The organism is Verrucosispora sp. CNZ293 (assembly GCF_002754655.1).
In genome coordinates, this window is record NZ_PEFR01000001.1 from 761,640 (window position 1) to 782,174 (window position 20,535).

General features: G+C 72.3%; 15 protein-coding genes. 9 read left to right on the forward strand and 6 right to left on the reverse strand.

Annotation, left to right across the window (positions count from 1 at the left end; translation table 11 throughout):
- Positions 1-36: 36 nt before the first annotated feature.
- Positions 37-1,458 carry an AMP-binding protein gene (locus CLT74_RS03610; protein WP_099845259.1) on the reverse strand — a complete coding sequence of 474 codons (1,422 nt, stop codon included), beginning with the start codon at positions 1,456-1,458 and terminating at the stop codon, positions 37-39.
- The gene (locus CLT74_RS03615; protein ID WP_099845260.1) at positions 1,448-2,992 is read right to left on the reverse strand and encodes an NAD(P)-binding domain-containing protein; all 1,545 of its coding nucleotides are present in this window, start codon (positions 2,990-2,992) and stop codon (positions 1,448-1,450) included. Before CLT74_RS03615 ends, CLT74_RS03610 begins: the two co-directional genes overlap by 11 nt.
- 63 nt (positions 2,993-3,055) lie before the next feature.
- On the opposite strand from CLT74_RS03615, the gene CLT74_RS03620 reads away from it, so the two are divergent.
- Genes CLT74_RS03620 through CLT74_RS03650 form a run of 7 tightly spaced genes read left to right on the forward strand, consistent with a single transcriptional unit; the run spans position 3,056 to position 11,801 of the window.
- Positions 3,056-4,552 (forward strand): aromatic amino acid ammonia-lyase, encoded by a 1,497-nt coding sequence (locus tag CLT74_RS03620; protein WP_099845261.1) that lies wholly within the window; start codon positions 3,056-3,058, stop codon positions 4,550-4,552.
- A 10-nt stretch (positions 4,553-4,562) separates the two neighbouring features.
- Positions 4,563-6,125, forward strand: a complete 1,563-nt coding sequence (locus CLT74_RS03625; protein ID WP_099851213.1) for an NAD(P)-binding domain-containing protein — start codon at positions 4,563-4,565, stop codon at positions 6,123-6,125.
- A 1-nt stretch (position 6,126) separates the two neighbouring features.
- Positions 6,127-7,188, forward strand: a complete 1,062-nt coding sequence (locus CLT74_RS03630; RefSeq protein ID WP_099845262.1) for an alpha-hydroxy acid oxidase — start codon at positions 6,127-6,129, stop codon at positions 7,186-7,188.
- The gene (locus tag CLT74_RS03635; protein ID WP_143697057.1) at positions 7,185-8,525 is read left to right on the forward strand and encodes a cytochrome P450; all 1,341 of its coding nucleotides are present in this window, start codon (positions 7,185-7,187) and stop codon (positions 8,523-8,525) included. Before CLT74_RS03630 ends, CLT74_RS03635 begins: the two co-directional genes overlap by 4 nt.
- Positions 8,522-9,790: a cation:proton antiporter gene (locus tag CLT74_RS03640; protein WP_099845263.1), complete on the forward strand. Its 1,269-nt coding sequence runs from the start codon at positions 8,522-8,524 to the stop codon at positions 9,788-9,790. Before CLT74_RS03635 ends, CLT74_RS03640 begins: the two co-directional genes overlap by 4 nt.
- A gap of 53 nt (positions 9,791-9,843) precedes the next feature.
- Positions 9,844-10,515, forward strand: coding sequence for a response regulator transcription factor (locus tag CLT74_RS03645; protein WP_099845264.1), 672 nt, complete (start codon positions 9,844-9,846; stop codon positions 10,513-10,515).
- Positions 10,515-11,801, forward strand: a complete 1,287-nt coding sequence (locus CLT74_RS03650) for a sensor histidine kinase (protein ID WP_099845265.1) — start codon at positions 10,515-10,517, stop codon at positions 11,799-11,801. Before CLT74_RS03645 ends, CLT74_RS03650 begins: the two co-directional genes overlap by 1 nt.
- 70 nt (positions 11,802-11,871) lie before the next feature.
- Here the strand turns inward: CLT74_RS03650 and CLT74_RS03655 are convergent, their stop codons facing one another.
- Genes CLT74_RS03655 through CLT74_RS03670 form a run of 4 tightly spaced genes read right to left on the reverse strand, consistent with a single transcriptional unit; the run spans position 11,872 to position 19,451 of the window.
- Positions 11,872-14,628 carry an FtsX-like permease family protein gene (locus CLT74_RS03655; protein ID WP_099845266.1) on the reverse strand — a complete coding sequence of 919 codons (2,757 nt, stop codon included), beginning with the start codon at positions 14,626-14,628 and terminating at the stop codon, positions 11,872-11,874.
- Complete coding sequence (locus tag CLT74_RS03660; RefSeq protein WP_099845267.1) at positions 14,625-17,795, reverse strand: FtsX-like permease family protein; 3,171 nt, start codon at positions 17,793-17,795, stop codon at positions 14,625-14,627. Before CLT74_RS03660 ends, CLT74_RS03655 begins: the two co-directional genes overlap by 4 nt.
- Before the next feature lie 7 nt (positions 17,796-17,802).
- Complete coding sequence (locus CLT74_RS03665) at positions 17,803-18,522, reverse strand: ABC transporter ATP-binding protein (protein WP_099845268.1); 720 nt, start codon at positions 18,520-18,522, stop codon at positions 17,803-17,805.
- Positions 18,519-19,451, reverse strand: coding sequence for an ABC transporter ATP-binding protein (locus CLT74_RS03670; RefSeq protein ID WP_099845269.1), 933 nt, complete (start codon positions 19,449-19,451; stop codon positions 18,519-18,521). The genes CLT74_RS03665 and CLT74_RS03670 overlap by 4 nt, the downstream gene beginning before the upstream one ends.
- Positions 19,452-19,609: 158 nt before the next feature.
- Between CLT74_RS03670 and CLT74_RS03675 the strand changes: the two genes are divergently transcribed.
- A complete protein-coding gene (locus CLT74_RS03675) occupies positions 19,610-19,750 on the forward strand; it encodes a type 1 periplasmic-binding domain-containing protein (RefSeq protein WP_199172087.1) in 141 nt (46 codons plus the stop codon).
- Between the two features lies 1 nt (position 19,751).
- Positions 19,752-20,525, forward strand: coding sequence for a (Fe-S)-binding protein (locus CLT74_RS03680; protein WP_099845270.1), 774 nt, complete (start codon positions 19,752-19,754; stop codon positions 20,523-20,525).
- The last annotated feature ends 10 nt before the right edge of the window (positions 20,526-20,535 follow it).

Genomic DNA, 20,535 nt, shown 5'->3' on the forward strand with positions numbered 1-20,535 from the left:
TGACGTCGAAACGGTGCTACCCCGGTCATCTGATCGTCATGTCGGTAGGGCGCGCTTGTCCGGTTTACCACTCGGCGCCACTGGCACCCGATCGATCGACTGGATCGTCAGCGGCGCTGACGGCGCCCCCAGTGCCTCCGTCACCAGGGTGCGCAGCCGTGCGGCATCCGGCGTGTGACCGGCGGCGGGCACCACGTAGGCGTGCACTGCCTCCCCGGTGAGGTCATCGGGTCGGCCGACGACGTAGGCCTCGGCAACCGTGGGATCGGCGGCGAGGACCCGCTCGATCGGGCCGGCGTACACCAGGTTGGCGTGCACGATGATGACGTCCCGGGTCCGGCCGAGCAGGTGCAGGTAGCCGTCGCTGTCCAGCCGGGCCAGGTCGCGGGTACGGACCCAGCCGTCGACGAAGACGTCGGCGGTTTCGACTGGATCATTCCAGTAGGCGGCGGCCTGCGCCGGTGTCCGTACGAAGAGTTCCCCCTCGGTGGCGGGGCGGCCGTCGGCGTCGCGGATGGACAGTTCGGTCACCGGGGGTGGTCGACCGACCGAGGCGAGCACGGTCGGGGAGGCCAGCATCTCGGCCGGCGTCACCATAGTGATCATGCCGGTTTCGGTCTGCCCGTAGCCGTGGTAGATCACGGGGCCGAGGACGTCGAGTGCCTCGGCGAGCCGGCCCGGTGCCAGCGGGGAGCCGGCGACCAACAGCGCCCGCAGGCTGCTCAGGTCGGTCGGCTCGGTGCGCTGGTCCTCGACGAGTTGGTGCAGTTTGCCGACGGTGATCACGCTCGCGGTCGCCCGGTGCCGGCTGATCATGCCGGGGAAGCCGGGGGAGTGGTCCGCGACCAGGGTGCCACCCGCGGTCAGGGCGAGGATGGCGTACTCCAGCATCACCTGACTGCTCAGCGAACCGAAGACGAGATAGCGCTGGAGGCGGGGGGCGAGGTCGGCGACCGCCGGGGGCCAGCGGTCCGGGTAGGGCGCCCAGGCCGCGCTCAGCGACGCGTACGTCTGGGCGCAGCCCTTCGGGCTGCCGGTGCTGCCGCTGGTCCAGGTGATCCGGGCGACATCGCTCGGGCGCCCGGCGGCGACAAGCGTGGTTCCGGGGTGGGCTGTCGCTGCCAGTTCGGCGACGTGGGCGTCGTCGACGAGCAGTGGGTTGTCGTCGAGTTGGTGGGCGAGGTGCGCCGGGGTCAGGTCGGGGCGGATCCCGGAGACCCGGGCGCCGACCGCGAAGGCCGCGATGATCGCCGCGAAGGCCTCGGCGGTGACACCGAGCCGCAGGGCCACCCCGACACCGGGCCCGGCCCCGGCGTCGCGCAGCCCGGCGGCGATCCGGCAGACCAGCTCGGACATCTGCGCCGCGGTGACGGTGCGGTCGCCGTCGCAGAAGACCGGCCGGTCGCCCCCGGTGGCGAGCAGGTCCAGGACGGGCTGTGGCCACATCTCAGTCGGCATCGGACAGCACACCCTTGATGAAGAGGACGAGTGGCTGGTGGTGTACGACGGGAAGGTCCCAGTGGTTCTCGAGGTTCTCCGCGAGGTGGTGCACCGCGACCACCCGGCCGCCCCGGAGGACCCGTACGACCGGGTGCAGATAGCTGGCGTCGTGCGCGTGCTCGGCGTCGTTCTCGGCGATCCGGGGGACCGCGATGTCGAAGGGGTCGACCTGGTCGTGGTCCGGTCCGTATTCCAGGGTGGCCACGAAGGCGAACGGTTCGGGCCCCAGGCCGCCGTCGTGCAGATAGTCGACCGGCACCTCCTCGTGGTAGCGCACGGTGTCGCCGGTGACGGTGACGACGTCGCCGAGGACCGCGAACTGCTGCCACAGCGCCGAGGTCCGGTTGAGTCGGGCGATGATCGCGTCGGCGATCGCCTCCGGCGTGTGGTCCAACTGTGTGGACGGCCACGGCGAGTCGTGGTGGCGGGCGTTGAGAATCCGGTGCAGGGCGCGTGCACCGTACCGGAAGCCGTGGATGAACCCGCTCGTCGAGCGTTTGAAGTCGCGCTGCTGGGTGAGGGTGCCGGCGAAGTACAGGCCCGGGACGTTCACCGACTCGTACGCCGACGTCTGTTCCGGGAAGCGGTCGTCGAGCACCAGTCGCGGTCTGGCTGAGGTGTCGAAGATGCTCGCGTCGAACCGGAACCCGGTGCAGAGGATGATCCGGTCGTAGTCGAGTTGCCGGATCGACTGGACCGTGCGGGCGTACCGGAAGTCGATCCGGTAGCCGCCGTCGTCGCGCCGGGCGATCCGTTCGACGGTGCCGTCGAGCACCGCGTTCTGTGACTTGAGCTGGTACGTGTCGAGGAAGTTGTTGTTCACCGCGCGCAGGTGCCCGACGTAGTGGGACTGCCAGGCCAGCTTGATCGGGTGTGGGCCGGCGACGTGGATGACCGCGGCGGTCTCGACGAGCGCGTCGGCGGTCTCGAAGGCGGAGTTGCCCTTGCCGATGATGAGTACGCGCTGGTTGACGAAGTCGTCCGGGTCGACGCTGACGGTGTCGTACCGTTCGGCGAGTTCGGCGCCCTCGATCGGCGGAACGTACAGCTGGGAGACCCCGGTGGCGACCACGACCCGGTGGGCGGTCAGGGTGTCGTCGCCTGCGGAGATGGTGAACAGGTCCCCGTCCCGCGCGACGCGGGTGACCCGGGTGTCGTACCTGATCCGCAGGCCGCGGGCGAAGTCGGCGAGGTATCGCAGCAGGTCGTCCGCGTCGGGGAAGTAGCGCCGACTGTAGTTCCTGAACAGCAGCGCCGGGTCGTCGGTAAGCAGCGAGTTCCAGTCCGCGCGCAGGTTGAACTCCGGATCCTCGGAACCGGTCCAGATCTTGTTGATCGAGATGAGCTGCCGGTGCCGGGGATAGGTGGTGAAGAAGGTGCCCGGCGTCGGGCCGGCCTCCAGCACCAGATAGTCGCGACCGTCGCGCTCCAGCAGGGCGGCGAGCTGGAGCCCAGCCGGTCCGGCTCCGATGATCAGGTAATCGAGCGTCATGCGACGCAACGTAACGAGCTGATCTCAAAGCGTTCTGAGATTCCGTCTCTAGGGTGCGTTCGCATGACGAGAGAGGTAGATCTCGCGGTCCCGCTGCGGATCGCCGACCTGATTGCCGCTCGTGACCCGGTCACGGTCGTGGTCGGGCCGGAGGTCCGGAAACGGGTCGCGACCGCCCGCGAGTTCCTGTCCGACGTGCTCGGCGACGACCGCGCGGTGTACGGCGCCACCACCGGCTTCGGTGCCCTGGTGGGCTATCCGGGCCGGGCCGAGCTGCGCGACCAGGCCGACAACACGCTCGCTCACCTCGGCGCGGGTCAGGGTCCGGACCTCGGACCGGAGGTGGTCCGCGCGACCATGCTGATCCGGGCCTGGTCGCTGGCCCGGGGTGCCTCGGGGGTGTCTCCGCACGTCATCGACGCCCTCACGGCGATGCTCGCGACCACGTTCGTCCCCGCGGTGCCCCGGCTGGGGTCGGTCGGGGCCAGCGGTGACCTGATTCCGCTCGGTGCGGCCGCCCAGGCCTTACGCGGCCGTGGGTACGCCTATCTCGACGGGGTGCGGCTGCCCGCCGCCGAGGCGTTGGAGAAGGCGGGACTCGAACCGCTGCCCCTGGACGGCCGGGATGCCCTGGCGCTAGTCAACGGCACGTCGCTGACCACCGCGGCGGCGGCGCTGGCGCTGGACTCGGTACGCGCCTCGCACCGCGCGGTCCAGGTGCTCACCTGCCTGCTCGCCGATCTGCTCGGCAGCGACCCGCAGTTTCTCGACGCCCGGCTCCTGCGGGCGTACGGCCATCCGGGTGCGGTCGACGTGGGTGCGTACATGCGCCGGGTCAGCGCCGGGCTCGTACCGTCCGGCACGCGCCCGCTTCAGGAGCCGTACAGCATTCGCTGTGCGCCGCAACTGCTGGGCGCGGCCGAGGACGCCCTGCGCTACGTCGACTCCGTGGTCCGGGCCGACCTCGACGGCGTCAGCGACAACCCGTTGTTCTTTCCCGAAGAGGATCTCGTCGTGCACGGCGGCAACTTCTTCGGGCAGCCCGCCGCGTTCGCCGCCGACCTGCTGTCGATGGTCGTGGCGCAGGTCGGCAACCTCGCCGAACGTCAACTCGACCTGCTCGTCGACCCGAACCGCACCGGCGGCCTGCCACCGATGCTGGCCGCCGGACCGGGACAGCAGCACGGGCTGCAGGGCGTGCAACTGGCGTCGACCGCGCTGGTCGCCGAGATCCGCCGCGACGCCGTACCGGCGAGCATGCAGAGCCTGCCGACGAACCTGCACAACCAGGACGTCATCCCGCTGGGCACCCAGGCCGCGCTGCGGGCGCTGGACCAGGCCCGGTTGCTGCACCTGCTCGTCGGGTCGCTCGCGGTGGGGCTGCGCCAGGCCGCGTACGTCGGTGCGCGTGCGCCGACCGCGCCGGGCTGCGCCGAGGTGCTGGCCGCGGTGGTCGCGGCCGTACCGCCGGTGGACCCGGACCGGCCGTTGGACGGTGACGTACGGCGCGCCGCCGATGTCATCGCGACTGTCGACGTTTCTCCGAACTCTCTTCCGTGAGGTGGCCGCTGTGACGCTTGACTACCTGATCATCGGGGCCGGCCCGGCCGGCTTGCAGCTCGCCGCGCTGCTGGAGGCTGACGGCAAGCGCGACTATCTGGTGCTGGAGGGCGCGGACGTCCCGGGGGCGTTCTTCGCCCGCTATCCCCGCCACCGGCAACTGATCTCCATCAACAAGCCGCACACCGGCTCGGACGATCCCGAGGTGAACCTGCGGTTGGACTGGAACTCGCTGCTCAGCGACGATCCGGCGCTGCGGTTCACCGGATACACCCAGCGGTACTTCCCGGACGCCGAGGTGATGCTCCGTTACCTGGCGGACTTCGCCGCGAAGACGGGGGTGAAGGTCCGGTACGACTCCCGGGTGACGTCGGTCGGCAAGGTGGACGGGATCTTCGAGGTCCGGGCCGGGCAGACCTACCGGGCGCGGCGGCTGATCGTCGCCACAGGTGTCTCCCGGCCGTACACCCCGCAGATCCCGGGCCTGGAACTCGCGGAACAGTACGCGGACATGTCGGTCGACCCGCGCGACTACCTCGACCAGAAGGTGCTGATCATCGGTAAGGGTAACTCCGCGTTCGAGACCGCCGACAACCTGATGGAGACCACCACACTCATCCATCTCGCCGGGCCGAGTGCGGTCCGGATGGCCTGGCGGACCCATTACGTGGGGCATCTGCGCGCGGTCAACAACAACTTTCTGGACACCTACCAACTGAAGTCGGCGAACGCGATCCTGGACGGTGAGATCCGACGCATCGAGCGCGACGGCACCGGTTTCACCGTGACGTTCGCGTTCTCCCGCGCGGACGAGGTGACCAAGGAACTCCGGTACGACCGGGTGCTCGCCTGCACCGGCTTCGCCTTCGACGCGTCGATCTTCGACGACAGCTGCCGTCCGGAACTCGCGATCAGGGACCGCTTCCCGGCCCAGAACCCGCAGTGGGAGTCGGTGAACGTGCCCGACCTGTACTTCGCCGGAACGATCTCCCAGGAACGCGACTTCAAACGCTCGACGAGCGGCTTCATCCACGGCTTCCGGTACGGGGTACGGGCCCTGCACAAGATCCTAGAGCGACGGTACTACGACACGCCGTGGCCGTCGGAGAAGCTGGACGCCACCGCGGCGTCGATCGCCGACGCCATCGTCGCCCGGGTCAACCGCACCTCCGCCCTGTGGCAGCAGTTCGGTTTCCTCGGCGACGTGGTCACCGTGGCCGGCCCGGACGCGCGCTACCACGACGAGGTACCTGTCGAGTACTTCGCCCAGACCGGCCTGCGCACCGCCGACCACGACTACCGGCACGCCTTCGTCGTGACCCTGGAGTACGGCCCCGAGCACGACCAGGTGGATCCGTTCGACATCACGGTCAGCCGGGTCGCCCAGAACGTCGTCGGCCAGGCCCACGACGCCGCCTACCTGCACCCCGTCGTCCGCTACCACCGGGCGGGACAGGTCGTGGCCACCCACCACCTGGCGGAGAACCTGGAGAACCAGTGGGACCGGCCGGATGTCCACGTGGCGCCGTTGACCGCGTTCCTCGACCGTTGCCTGAGCAGTGTCGAGGGCTGAGATGCTCGCGCTGGACGGCACGGCACTGAACCTGGCCGACGTGGCCGCCGGCGCGCGGCGTCGCCTGGACCCGGTGCACTGGGACTTCTTCGCCGGTGGGGCCGGCGACGAACGGACGCTGCGGGCCAACGAGGAAGCCTTCGCCAGGCACTGGATCCTGCCCCGGATCCTGCGCGGCGCGCCTGGACGCGACCTGCGGACCTCGCTTCTCGGCAGTCGACTCGCCATGCCGGTGCTGATCGCGCCGACCGCGTTCCACCGGCTGGCCCACCCCGAGGGCGAGGTGGCCACCGCCCACGCCGCCGCCGGGGCCGGCACCATCATGGTGGTCAGCATGGCGGCCACCCGGCCACTGGAGGAGATCGCCGCCGCCGGTGGCCCGCTCTGGTTCCAGCTCTATCCACAGTCGGATCTCGGGTTCACCTCGGCTCTGGTCCGGCGGGCCGAGGCCGCCGGCTGCCGCGCCCTGGTCGTCACTGTCGACTCGCCCGTGTTCGGGCGACGGGAACGGGACCTGCGGCACCGCTTCGTCGACCTGCCGCCCGGACTGGTCTGCGAGAACATGCGCGACCCGAGCGGCCGGGTCCGCGACATCGAGATGGACGCCGGGCTGGACTGGACGCGGATCGGTTGGCTGCGGGAGCTGACGACGCTGCCGATCCTGCTCAAGGGAGTCCTGCACCCGGCCGACGCCCGGCTGGCCGTCGCGCACGGCGTCGACGGCGTGGTGGTCTCCAACCACGGGGGCCGGCAACTCGACGGGGCGGTCGCCACCCTTGACGCGTTGCCCGGGATCGTGGCGGCCGTCGAGGGCCGGCTGCCGGTGCTGCTCGACGGCGGCGTCCGCCGAGGAACGGACGTCCTGGTGGCGCTGGCGCTCGGCGCGACTGCGGTGCTGATCGGGCGCCCGGTGCTCTGGGGACTCGCGGTGGGCGGCGCCGCCGGGGTACGGCACGTGCTCGACCTGCTGCGGGCCGACCTCGACGGGGCGCTGGCGCTGGCCGGCGTCGCCGGACCGGGCGAGCTCAGCGGCGACCTCGTCGCCATGGTGGCGGGCGGATGAGCACCCTGACCGTCCTGACCGTCCTGGCGGTGTGTGGCGCGGCCTGGACCGTCCCGTACTGGCTGCCGCCGGGCGTCGTCCGGCTCCGGGAGTGGGTCTTCGCCAGAGTCAACGGCGTCGAGGGAATTCCGGTGCCGGGTCCCACCGTCGGCATCGAGCACTTCGAGCGGGTGTACGCGGACCCGGCGGCCGACGGACGCAGCCGGGGAGCCGGGTTGTCGGACCTGTTCTGGTACTGGCTGGCACCCGGTCCACACATGCACCAGGAACATCTGGAGCCGGGGGAGCGCTACCGGACGGTGGCCGCCACGACCAGGCGGGTACTCGCGATCCGGCGAGAGCGCGCGGACGCGCTCGCGACCGCCGCCACCCGACGCGTGCTTGACGAGTTGCCGACCGATCGGATCAGCCACGTCCGGCTGCGCGACCTGATGATGCCGGTGTGGGCGGAGGTCTACCACGAGATGGTGTTCGACGAGGTGGGCACGCCCGCGGCCCGGGCGTTGATCGTCGCCAACGCCGACGACGTGGTCACCGCGCTGAAGTGCACCGGGCTGCGGCACATGGATCGGCGCGACAGGTTGACCGGATACCTGCGTGACCGGATCGAGGCGGGAACGTGTCCGGTGACGCTGCCGCCGCCGTTCTCCGCCCAGGAGACGGCCTGGTACCTGCAGGGCGCCTTCTTCAACACGGCGATCGTGCAGATGTCCGAGGCTATGGCGCACGTGCTGCTGGCTCTCGCCACGCATCCTGAACTGCAGCGTGGTCTCGACGATGACGACGCGCTGGACCGGGTCGTCGACGAGACGCTGCGGGTGTATCCACTCTTCGGTATCGCGCACCGGATCACCTCGGCGCCGATCACCCTGCCCACCGGGGTGTCCCTCCCGGCCGGGTCGGTGCTGCTGTTCAACTATCCGGCGTTCCACCGCGGGGGAGCCGCCGGCGACGGCCGGTTCGCTCCGGACCGGTGGCGCTGGCTCGCGCGCGGCGACGTGCACTTCATCCCGTTCGGTGTGTCCGCGAACCGGGCCTGCCCGGCCCGTGGCGTCGCGCCGGTGATGATGCGCGCGGCGACCCGTGAGGTGCTGCGCCGTTACGTCCTGACCTCCTCGGCGGCACATACCCGGTCGCTGCCCAGCCGAGGTCCGGCGTACCTGACGCCTGCCGGTCTCACCGGCCCGGGACGGCTACGGCTGGCCGCGATGCGGCTGCGGGACCGGTGGGCCGAGGTGGGCCGCAGTGTCCAGCAACTGGTGTTCGGTACCTGGATGGTTGTCGACGCCCGCCGGACGCGGTTGTGTACCAACTACTTCGAGAAGGCGGTCCGATGACCCCAACGGAGCTGGCGCCACGGTTCTTCATCGCGGTCACGGTGATCCTGATCTTCTGCAAAGGGGTCGCCTGGCTGCTGGGCAAGGCGGGCCAGCCCGCCGTGGTCAGCGAGATGCTCGCCGGCGTGCTACTCGGCCCGTCGCTGCTCGGGCTTTTCCTGCCGGACGTGCAGAATGCCCTGTTCCCGGCCCCCCTGCTGCCGGTTCTGTATGTCGTGGGCCAGGTCGGCCTGGTGCTGTTCATGTTCCAGGCCGGCTACGCGTTCAGTGCCCATCGGGTCACCGGGCTCGCCGGCACCGCAGGAGTTGTCTCACTGGCCGGGGTCACCGCGCCGTTGCTGCTGGGGGTGCTGCTGGTCCTGGTGACCGCTGACGCCGTGCCGATCAGGGCCGACGGGACGTCACTGGGGGTCTCGGCCGCGTTCGTCGGGGTCGCCCTGGCCATCACCGCGTTCCCGATGCTGGCCCGGATCATCACCGAGAAAGGGCATGCCGGCACAAGGCACGGCACGCTGTCCCTGGCCAGTGGCGCGATCGACGACATGGCCGCCTGGATCATGCTTGCCGCCGTCCTGGCCTTCGCCTCCGGGCGTGCCGGTCCGGCGATCGTCACCGCGGGCGGAACTGTCCTGTTCGGACTACTCCTCTGGCTCGGCGGACGTGGGATCACCACCGCGCTGATGACCCACCGCGGCCTCAACGACCGCGCCCGGCTGCTCGGCACTGTCGCCCTGCTCTTCCTGGTCGCCTGGTACACCGACGAGATCGGGCTGTACGCGGTCTTCGGCGCGTTCGCGGTCGGCGTGGTGATGCCCCGTACCGACAACACCGACAAGGTGGTGGACACCCTCACCCCGGTCGCCGCGACGCTCTTCCTGCCGTTGTTCTTCACCTACTCCGGCCTGCGTACGGAGTTCGGGCTGCTCGGTTCCCTGCCGGTGCTGTTCTTCGCGCTGGCCTGCGTGACGGCGGCGATTGCCGGCAAGTTCGGTGCCTGCTGGGCGGCGGCCCGGCTGCGCGGAGAGCCGTCGGGTGTCGCGCTGCGGGTCGGCGCGCTGATGAACGCCCGTGGCCTGATGCAGCTCATCGCGCTGAACGTCGGGTTGGAGGCGGGCATCGTCAACCCGTCCCTGTTCACCGTGCTGGTAGTTGTCGCGCTGGTCACCACGCTGATGACGACGCCGACGCTGGGTTGGATCGAGCGTCGGGAGGCTCGACGGCCCGGTACCGAACGTACGCCCGCACTTGTGGTTTCAAATAATTGAAGAGACAACTAACGCTGCTTCCATCGGTCCTGATCTATGAGATTGTGGAACGCATGCGGGGTGGAAGATCGAACCGGCTGCTGCTGGTCGAGGATGACGCGGACCTGGCGGAGTTACTCACCGAGACGCTGGGCCAGGAAGGCTACCTCGTCGACCGGGCCGCCGACGGCCAGCGCGGGCTGCATCTCGGGCTGACCCGTCCGTACGATGTGATGGTCATCGACCGGATGCTGCCGGCACTTGACGGCCTCGACCTGGTCACCCGGCTACGCGCTCGGGCAGTACCGGCCCGGACCCTGATGCTCACCGCGCTCGGCGCGGTCGACGACCGGATCGCCGGGCTCGACGCGGGCGCCGACGACTACCTGGTCAAGCCCTTCGACCTCGACGAACTGAGCGCCCGGGTCCGGGCGCTGTGCCGGCGCACGTCCGAGTCGACAGACGTGCTACGCATCGGCGCCGGCCTGCTCGACCTGGCGCCACGCGACGCGGTACTGGCCGACGGCACCCGGGTGGCGCTGTCCACCCGCGAGTTCGAGCTGCTGCGGGTGCTGGCGGCCCGGCCGAACACCGTGCATCCACGGGCCGTGCTGCGCCGCAGGGTCTTCGGAGAGGCCACAGCAGCGTCTATTGTGGACACCTACGTCTACTACCTTCGACGCAAACTCGGACGTGCCGTGGTACGCACCGTGCACGGACTCGGCTACCGTCTCGGAACACTCTGATGGAGGCGGCCGAGAGAGCGATCGTCCGACGGACCCGACTACGGATCGGCCTGTTCGTCGGCCTGACCATCGGGGCCCTGCTGCTGCTGGCCGGTGGCATCTCCTACGCGGTCCTGGTCCGCAGCCAGGAGGCGCAGATCCAGCGTGAGCTGAAGTGGGGCACCGAACACGGCACGATCGCCGGCCCGCCCGCCTGCAGTTGGATCTTCCAGTACGACGGCACCACGGTGCGTACCGGCACCAACCCGCCGCCACCGGGTTTCCCGTTGCGCGCTGCGCTGGACACCGTGGCCGCCACCCGGACCACCGAGATCACCACTGTCACGCGCAACGGCACGACCTACCACGTGCGCACCGAGGCCCGCGGCGACGCCGTGGTCCAGGCGGTGTTCGACGCCCGTTTCCAGCTGTCCGACCGCCGGCACCTCCTGCTCGCGTTCAGCCTCGCGGCGGCGGTCGGGCTGCTCGCCGCCATGCTGACCGGTGTGCTCGTCGGCCGTCGAGCCGTCGCACCACTCGCGGAGGCCCTGACCCGACAGCGCCGCTTCGTCGCGGACGCCAGCCACGAACTGCGAACCCCGATCGCCCAGGTGCACACCCGAGCCCAGTTGATCGCCCGGCGGGCGCGCCACGACGGCACCGTCACCAACCTCGACGACCTGGAACGACTGGTCGGCACCACCCGCCGACTCGGCGAGATCGTTGACGACCTGCTGCTCTCGGCGCGGCTGGCCGCCGCCCCCGCCGACCGGGCACCAGATCCGCCTGTCGAACTCACCTCGCTGATCCGGACGACTGTCGCCGCCGAGACCGAACGCGCCGCCGAGCGCCAGATCACCCTCATCCTGGACATCCCCGACGATCCACTGCCGGTGCCGGGTGTCGAGTCGGCCCTGCGCCGGGTCGTTGGCGAACTGCTCGCGAACGCGCTGGCCCACACCCCCGCAGGAGGCCGGATCGACGTGACACTGCGGGCCGTCGACAACTGCGCCGAACTCGTGATCGCCGACACCGGGGAAGGGTTCGACCAGGCGGACGCCCGACGGATCTTCGACCGGTTCCACCGCGGCCCGGGCTCCGGAGACCGCCGCTTCGGCCTGGGACTGGCCCTGCTCCAGGAGGTCGTCACGAGCCACCACGGCACGATCGTGGCCGAGGGTCATCCGGCCCGGGGAGCCCGCTTCACGGTACGCCTGCCCACGACCCGATCACCGATCACCATGGGCAGAGCCTCGCGGCTCAGGAATCGTCGGACCCGGCCGCTCGGAGCCGGTACGAAATCATGATCCACTTGGGTGTTCCGGGTGGACCCCACCCGGGCTGCTGGCCGCTAGTGAGTGCCGGCGCCTGAGCCGGTCACTCGCCGGCGCGCAGTACCTCGCTGAGCCGATCCCGTCGCCGCAGCGCAGACTCGACGGGTACGACCGCGCCGGCCGCCGCCAGCAGCGCCACGCTCACCAGGCCGAGCAACCCCCACGGCAGCACCGCCGCCGGGTCGGCGGCTTGACCGGTGAGCAGCCGCAGTTCGAGCGGGCCGAGAGTCAGGCGGGCGAGCAGGGCACCGAGCAGCGGGCCGCAGATCGCGGCGACCACGACCGGCGGCAGCAGCTCTCCGGCGGCGACCCAGCGGGCGTCGCGTGGCCGCAGACCGAGGGTCCGCAGCCGGGTCAGGGTCTGCCACCGCTCCGACGCACCTGCGGCGGCGGCGAGCGCGAGGCCGAGCAACCCCAGCGCCAGCAACACCGCCGCGGCCGTCCACGCCAGCCGGAGGATCCCCGCGGTCAGCGGAGCCACTCGTTGCGCCCGCTGCACGTCCGCGCGCACCACCACGTCGGCGGCGATCCCGCTGCCCGCCACGGCCCGCGCCGCGCCGGGGCCGGTCACCCAGACGGTGTTGGGTACGGCCGACAGTCCCGCCCCGGCGAGGGCCGCGGCGTCGACGATCACGACGTCGTCGGCACCGCCGACGGCGGGAGCGGTGCCGACCGCGACGAGACGGATCGCCGGGGCGTCGTCCCGGGTCAGCTGCAACCGCGTACCGGTCCGCAGGTCGCCGTGGCTCGACCGGACCAGCGCGGGGACGTCCCCGGGGCCAGGACCGGGTGCGCTGAGCCGGCCCAGTGCCGGCGCGTCGGGCAACGGTGTGGCGGCCAGCAGGCGCTGGAATCCGGCGGCGTCCACGATGACCAGACGTGGGGTGAGCAGTGTCGATTCGGCGAACACGCGCGCCGAGTCGGTCACCTGCGCGACGACGACCTGCCCCACGCCGGGTGCGGCGGCGATGCGCTCGGCGAGTGCGGGCGTCGCGGCCTCGGCGTCGGCGCCGACGTCGAGGCGGACGTCGGCGCCGACGGTGTGCCACGCGCCGTCGCCCAGGCCCCGGGCGACGGTACCGCCGACGACAAGCGCGAACGAGGCGAGCGCCGTGGCACTGACCAGCGCCAGCAACGGCAGCGCACGCCCGGCCGTGGTGGCCGCCCGGGCGGCACCGAACACGGCCAGCGGCCGGCGCGAGCGCAGGGCCTGTCGGAGCGCGAACCGCACTCCGACGGGTAGCAGCCGCAGCATCACGAGCGCGCCGGCGAGCACGCCCACCGCGACCGCGCTGATCGGCAGGACCAGGTCGCCGGTCAGCTCACCGGCGCCGCCGTCGGCGACGGGCAGGAGCCCGCGCTGGTGCAGGGTGACGAAGGCGGCGACCGCGGCGAGCAGCACCGCGACCTCCACGGCGGCGCGGCGCAGCTGGCCGGTGGCCAGGATCCAGCGCCGAGCGGCCGGGTTGGCGGGCTGACGCCTGTCGCGGCTGGCGCGGGCGGCGGCGAGGGTGCCAAGTGTCGGCCCCGCAACGGCACCGACCAGGACCACGGGAACGGCCCACGTCCAGGAGACGCCCGGAGCGGTCGCGCGGGCGAGCGCGAGCCCGACGGCGGCGGCCGACAGGGACACCACCGTGGACTCGATGATCAGCTCCGCAGCGACGTCGGGTAGCGCCGCGCCACGCTGCCGGGCGGCGCTCAGCGCCAGGGTACGGCGGCGCACCAGCAGCTCGGCGGCGAGCAGCAGGACCAGTACCGTGGCGGCCAGGATGCCGGCGAGCAGGACCGCGGCCTGTGCGGAAGCGGCGCTGATCTGGGTACGGGCGTCGCGTAGGACGGCGTCGAGCTGCGACTCCCACCGCAGGGAGTCGTCACGGACGCCTGACGGGCCGGAGGTCGCCTTGAGCTTGACCACCTGGCTGACGAGCGGCGCGGTGGCGGCCCAGGTGAGCGCGTCGGGTTCGGGGGCGAAGTGGACGGTGCGCCGCAGTTGGTCGTCGTCGAAGGCGAGTCGGGCGTCCGGCAGCGACTCGCGCGACAGCAGGCCGGCGTACCGGGTGGTGCCCACGCCGTCGGCGCCCGGCGCCGGGCGCAGCAGCGCCGGGGCGAGCCGCCAGGCGGGGTCGGCACTGTCCGCGGGCCGGTAGATCCCGCTGATCCGGACGTCCTTGGCGCGGCCCTGGCCGTCCTTGGCCGGGATGCGATCGCCGGGGCCGAGGTCGAGTGCGGCAGCGTTCGCCTCGGAGAGGCCGACCTGCACCGGCCAGGGCGGTCCGTTGTAGGGGATCTCGACGGACCGCTCGGACACGGCGGGGCCGGGTGCGCTGCCGGCGATCCAGGTCACGTCCGGGCCGCCAGCGTCACCGGCCAGGTAGGTGAGCTGGACGGTGCGCGGCTCGGTGCCGTCGGTGATGCTGAGGCTGGGGCCGTTGACGACGGCGATGGGCGGGCGTAGCGCGGCGTCGAGTTCGGGTCCGAGAGCGTATGTCGCCCGGAAGCGGAAGTCGTCGACGTCCTCGGCGAGGCGGGGGACTCGGATCCGCCCGCCGGTGGGGCCGTCGTCGCGTTCCCAGTTGGCGTGTACGAGGACGTTCGGGTCGTGGCCGGCGCGGCGGACCGTGTCCTGGACGGCGTTGTCGGCGGCGGTACGCAGCAGCGCCGGCACGGCCCCGGCGAGCAACGAGACGGCTGCGATGACGGCGGCGATCAGCAGCAGTGGACCGGCGTCGGTACGGACCCGGCCGCGGATGCTGGGCCAGTGCGGCACCGGCCACCGGCGGGTCAGCCACCGGTTCACGGCGCCACCCGCAGGTGCGCGGCGTCGGCCCGCCGGACCTGGACGTGAACCACAACGGTGACCGCCAGCAGGCATCCGGCCAGCAGGACGGCGAGCAGCGCGGCCTCGGCCGGCCACGGCCAGTGGGCCTGGACCGCCGGGACCGGCGCGGCACCGGTGGCGGAGCGTACGAGCAGGGGGGCGACCAGGCGGGTGGCGAGTGCGCCGACGCCCGCGCCCGCCACGAGCAGGGGCAGCAGCACGCCGGCGTGCTGGCCGAGCAGCACGGCCCGGATGCCGCGCCGGGACATCCCCAGGCCGCGCAGCCGCGCCACCTCGACGGCACGCGCCCGGAGATCGCAGGTGACGTGCAGGACGACACCGGCGAGCAGCAGCAGGGCCGCGGCCGGTACGACGAGCCGCAGCGCGGCCGGCAGCCCCGCCTGCAGCGGGCCGCCGGTGAGGCGGGCGGTCTCCGCCTCGCGGGTCGTGACCGTGCCCAGATGCAGGGCGGTGGCCTGCTCGGCGGCACCGGGACCGGCTGGGTGGCCGACCCACCAGGCGTCGACCGGGAACGTCAGGTCGCCGGTGACGGCGCGTGCGCGGGACAACATGTCGACGTCGGCCAGGACGGCGACGGCGCCGGGCGCGGACGGTACGGTCGGCACGACCTCGGTGACGACGATCGGGACGGGCGTGGCGCCGACCGTGAGGCTGAACTGGCTGCCACTGTCGGCACCGACCTCGCTGGCGAAGCGGGCGGAGACGGCGACCGGCACCGGACCGGGGTCCGGGAAGGCGGTGGCGACGAGGGTCGGTGCGTCGTAGGCAAGGCTGCCGAGGTCGACCGAGGCCGCCATTCGCAGCGCGGTCCCCGTCGGCGTGGCGGAGAGCCCCACTGTCGGGTCGCGCACCGTGCTCGGGACCGGTGACACGGACGTGGCGGTCCAATCCGAGCCGTCAGCCGATCCGGCGGGCGGCACGGTGAGGGTGACGGCTATGGCGGTACGGCCGCCGACCCCGACGGCGGCATCCGGCCCGGCCTCGACCGGCAGGGACACCGCGACAAGGCGCAGTCCGTCGGCGGTCGCGCACTCGGGCAGCCGGTGCTCCCGGCCGTCGAGCGGCACGGCGGGACCGGTGCAGGGTACGCGCAGGCCGGTGTCGTCCTGTAGCAGCAGCCGGGGCGTCACGGCCAGCGCGGTGTCGCCGGTCGCGGTGCCGCTCAGGACCAGCGGGGCGCCAGCCGCAACGGTGAGGCCGACGACGCGGGTCGGCGGGGCGAGCGCGGCTGCCACGTCCGTCCAGGTGCGGTCGCTGTCGAGCCGGCCGCGGAGCAGCGCGTCGGCGCGGGTGGTGTCGACGGCGACCAGGCGCGGCGCGTCGCCGGCGGTGCCGAGCCACTGACCGACGGCCGTACCACGGTCGAGGGCCGGACTCACCGCTCCCGCCGTGGCCGCACCGACGACCGCGCCGTCTCCGGCTGCCGGCTCGGTGCCGAGGGTGAGCGTCAGGTCGGTACCGACGGAAAGCGCGGCCTGGTCGCGCTGCGACTGGTGCCAGGTGGTGTCGAAGGCGAGGCCGAAGGTTCCGGCCGCGCAGGCCAGCCCGACGAGCAGCCCGGCGGCGACCGCCTGGGAACGGCGGGCGGCTTCGGAGAGCGCCAGCGGCAGCGCCAGCCCACGGGCGCGGTACGCCAACCGATCGGCACCGCGCAGGGCGGGCAGCACCACCCGGAGCGTCAGGGCGGCGCCGGCGGTGAGCAGCAGCGCCGGCGCGAGCACCCGGACCGGGTCGGCGCGTGGGCTGGCGGCGGAGGGCTGCGCGGACAACTGCCACCAGGCGGCGGCGGCGAACACCGCGAGCAGCAGGTCGGCGCCGGATCGGGTCAGCAGTTCGCGGCGGGTACGCCGGTCGCCGGCCGCCGGGCCGGACCGGATCGTCAGGACGGTGAGCACGGCGGCGAGTACCAACGCCCCGCCAGCGACCGCGAGCACCTGGGCACCGGTGATGGCCGGTCGCACAGTCAGACCGGCGTCGTCCAGCGGCGGCAGGCGGGTCAGGCCGGCGTGCAGCACCGACGAGGCCGGTACGGCCAGCACGGCGGCGACGGCGGCGACGAGCGCGGCATCGAGTGTCGCGGTCGCGGCGAGTTGGCGTCGACTGGTGCCGAGGGCGGACCGCAGGGCCGTCTCGTCGGCGCGGACGCCCGCGGTCAGCCGGCCGGCGAGGACCAGTGCCGTCGCGGCCAGGACACCGCCGAGGACGGCGATGGCGAGCACCACGGCGGCGGTGACGTGCCGTTGGTTGTCGGCGGACCGCAGGGTCAGCGGCAGGTCGGAGGCGACCCGGGCGAGCCGGACGCGGTCGCCGAGGGTGCCGGCCAGCCGGCGGTCGGCACCGCGGACCGCGTCGGCCACGGTTTCCAGGTCGCGGCGGTTGGCCTCGGACAGGTCCGGTTGGGCGGTGATTTCCATCCGGTCCACGGTGGCGCCGGTGGTGACCAGATCGGCGAGGTCGACGAGGAACGGACCGTAGGCGTTGACCGGCTGCCGGAAGCGGCCGTCCTGGTACCCGGTGGCGGAGCCGGCCGCGGCCAGCGGGTCGCGGTCCCAGCCGCGCCCCGGCATCGGACGTACCACACCGACGACTGTCACGTCGATGGCCGGGACGGGCGCGTGGGCCAGCTCGGCACCGAGGCGTACCCGACGACCGGGAGTGAGTCCGAGCAGCTGGGCGGTGGACTCCAGCACCACAGCGTCACCGCTGTCGCGTGGCCAGCGCCCGGTGACCAGCTCGGCCCGGGACGGCAGGTCGTCCAGCCCGGACAGGTACGCCTGGGCCGGGACGGTGGTGCCGGGGGCGAGCGCGGGTGGCAGCGCCCGCAGCACTGTCGACGCCCGCGCGGTGGTGGTCACCGGGAACGGGGCGAGCGCGGCGGACACCACGGCGCGGGTGTCGGCGGCGACGGACCGGGTGTCCCCGCCCTCGACGGTGCCGGTGTAGACGGTCACGTCGACGGCGGCCGGGGCGGCGCGGGCCATGGCGACCTCCAGCGCCCGCTCGGCGGTGCGGGTGCTCAGCAGGGCGCAGGTGCCCAGCAGGGTCGCGCCGACCATGACGACCCCGATGAGGGCCGCCAGCAACGGCCACTGTGCGCGGGCACGCCGGCTGACCAGCCTCAGCATCGACGCGTCACCTGACGTCCGGCGCGGGCTCGCCCGGCCGCCCGGCTGCCTCCTCGAGGTGCCCGTCGTGGATGCGGATCACCCGGTCGGCCAACGCCATCATCACCGGATCGTGGGTGGACACCAGCGCGGTGACGCCTTCGGATTCGACCACTCCACGGAGCAGGGCCATCACCGACAGGCCCGTCTCGGCGTCCAGTTGCCCGGTCGGCTCGTCGGCGATCAGCAGCCGGGGTGAGGCGGCCAGCGCGCGGGCGATCGCGACCCGCTGCTGCTGGCCGCCGGACAGCTCGGCCGGCCGCTGCCGGGCGTGGTCGGCCAGGCCGACCAGCTCCAGCAGCAACTCGACCCGCTGCTCGCGTTCGGCCGGGGCGGCGCGGGCCAGCCGCAGCGGGGCGGCGACGTTCTCCGCGGCCGACAGCACCGGGATCAACCCGAAGCTCTGGAAGACGTACGACACCTTCTCGCGCCGCAGCCGGGACAGTCCGTCCTCGTCGAGCGTCGTCACCTCGGTGCCGTCGACGTGCACGCTGCCGGCGTCCGGGCGATCCAGACCACCGATGGTGTTGAGCAGGGTGGTCTTGCCCGAGCCGGAGCGGCCGACGAGCGCCACCATGGAACCGGCGGCCACATCGAACGACACGCCGCGCAGGGCGTGTACGACCGTCGGTCCGGTACGGAAACGCCTGTGCACGCCGCGCACGCGCAGCAGCGGCTCGCTGCTCACTCGCCGCTTCCCGAGTCGGGACGGATAGTGATGTGATCGGGTTCCAGGGCCAGCCGGACCCGTCGGGTCAGCGCCAACGCCTGGCGGAAGTCGCGGGGCACCTGCACCCGCCCGGCCCGGTCCATCACGGCGTACTCCTCCGCGATCATGTGCGTGTCGCCCTCCGCGTCGACTGTGGCGCGCCGCAGCACCTCGCTGCTGGTGCGCCCGTCCCGGATCGCGACAGTCCGTTCGACCTGACCGCTGACCTGGGGGTCGTGGGTCACCACGACAACTGTGACGCCGTAGCGCCGGTTGACGTCCCGCAGCACGCCGAAGACCTCCGCGGAGGTGGCGGCGTCCAGCTCGCCGGTCGGCTCGTCGGCGAGCAGAACCCGCGGCTGGTTGGCCAGCGCCACGGCGATCGCGACCCGCATCTGCTGCCCTCCGGAGAGTTGCCCGGGGCGGCGGTCGGCACAGTCGGCGACACCGAGGCTGTCCAGCAGCTCGGCCGCGCGCTCCCGACGCTCCTGCTTCGCGGTACGGGCCGCCGTCATCGGCAGATCCACCATTTCCCGCGCGGTCAGGTAAGGGATCAGGTTGCTCGCCGTCTGCTGCCGCACGAACCCGACGGTGTGCCGCCGGTAGTCGACCCGGTCCGCGCGGGACATCGCCAGCAGATTCCACCTGTCGACCCGGACCCGCCCGGCGGTGGGGGCGTCGATACCGGCCAGGATGGAGAGCAGTGTCGACTTGCCCGACCCGGAGGCGCCGACGACGGCGACCAGCTCACCGCTGTCCACGGTCAGATCCAGTCCCTGCAGTGCCTGCACCTCGATCGAACCGGTCTGGTAGATCCGCACCAGGTTCTCGCAGACGATGAGGGCGTCCCGGCCGAACTCGGGCGCCCGCGCGGACGGCTGCGGCAGGGACAGCTGTGTGCTGGACATTCCTTCCCCCGTCCGGGTCGTGTCGACGCCGAGCCTCGTTTGCCCGTGCTGACCCAGATTGAAGCAGTCTCGCAACCGGCGGCTCCGTTGACCATGCCCCTGGGCAGCTTTTCTCCGCTCTCGGGCGAGGATCCGCAGGAGCGATCGACGACCTGCTGGTGCAGGCTCGGACGGCCGGCGTGGTCCGTGGTGACCTTGCTGCGCTGCGGCGGCTGGTACGGCAGACTCAGCGGATCGTGCGGTACGGGCCTAGCCGGTCCGTGGCGGCGCAGGCGGGCGAGCGGCGGGTGGAGGTGTGACGTGCGGATCGCGTTGTTCGTGACGTGTCTGGCGGACACCCTGTTTCCGGAGGCGGCGAAGGCGACGGTGCGGTTGCTGGAGCGGTTGGGTCATGAGGTGGTGTTTCCACCGGGACAGACGTGTTGTGGGCAGATGCACGTGAACACCGGTTACCAGGCGCAGGCGGTGCCGTTGGTGCGTCGGCATGTGCGGGTGTTCGATCCGTACGACGTGATCGTGGCGCCGTCGGGGTCGTGTGTCGGGTCGGTGCGACATCAGCACGCGATGGTGGCGCGGCGGGTCGGTGACGTCCGGTTGGCGTCGCGGGCGGAGTCGGTGGCGGGGCGGACGTACGAGTTGTCCGAGCTGCTGGTGGATGTGCTCGGGGTGACCGACGTGGGGGCCTTCTTCCCGCACCGGGTGACCTATCACCCGACGTGTCATTCGCTGCGGATGTTGCGGGTGGCCGATCAGCCGGTGCGGTTGCTACGTGCGGTGCGGGGGCTGGATCTGGTGGAGTTGCCGGCGGCGGAACAGTGTTGCGGGTTCGGGGGCACGTTCGCGGTCAAGAACGCGGACACGTCGACGGCGATGCTTGTGGACAAGATGCGCCACGTGGTGTCCACAGGCGCGGAGGTCTGCACGGCGGGGGACGCGTCGTGCCTGATGCACATCGGTGGCGGGTTGTCGCGGTTGCGGGCCGGGGTGCGCACGGTGCATCTGGCGGAGATCCTGGCCTCGACCGAGCCCGACGGTGTCGTGGGCGAACGCGGTGACCTGGTGGTGCGGTCGTGAGGCAGACCTT

Bases quoted from the DNA above. Each gene is read 5' to 3' on its own strand.
- CLT74_RS03610 (WP_099845259.1), bottom strand. From the start codon at position 1,458: ATGCCGACTGAGATGTGGCCACAGCCCGTCCTGGACCTGCTCGCCACC.
- CLT74_RS03615 (WP_099845260.1), bottom strand. From the start codon at position 2,992: ATGACGCTCGATTACCTGATCATCGGAGCCGGACCGGCTGGGCTCCAG.
- CLT74_RS03620 (WP_099845261.1), top strand. From the start codon at position 3,056: ATGACGAGAGAGGTAGATCTCGCGGTCCCGCTGCGGATCGCCGACCTG.
- CLT74_RS03630 (WP_099845262.1), top strand. From the start codon at position 6,127: ATGCTCGCGCTGGACGGCACGGCACTGAACCTGGCCGACGTGGCCGCC.
- CLT74_RS03635 (WP_143697057.1), top strand. From the start codon at position 7,185: ATGAGCACCCTGACCGTCCTGACCGTCCTGGCGGTGTGTGGCGCGGCC.
- CLT74_RS03640 (WP_099845263.1), top strand. From the start codon at position 8,522: ATGACCCCAACGGAGCTGGCGCCACGGTTCTTCATCGCGGTCACGGTG.
- CLT74_RS03645 (WP_099845264.1), top strand. From the start codon at position 9,844: ATGCGGGGTGGAAGATCGAACCGGCTGCTGCTGGTCGAGGATGACGCG.
- CLT74_RS03650 (WP_099845265.1), top strand. From the start codon at position 10,515: ATGGAGGCGGCCGAGAGAGCGATCGTCCGACGGACCCGACTACGGATC.
- CLT74_RS03660 (WP_099845267.1), bottom strand. From the start codon at position 17,795: ATGCTGAGGCTGGTCAGCCGGCGTGCCCGCGCACAGTGGCCGTTGCTG.
- CLT74_RS03670 (WP_099845269.1), bottom strand. From the start codon at position 19,451: ATGTCCAGCACACAGCTGTCCCTGCCGCAGCCGTCCGCGCGGGCGCCC.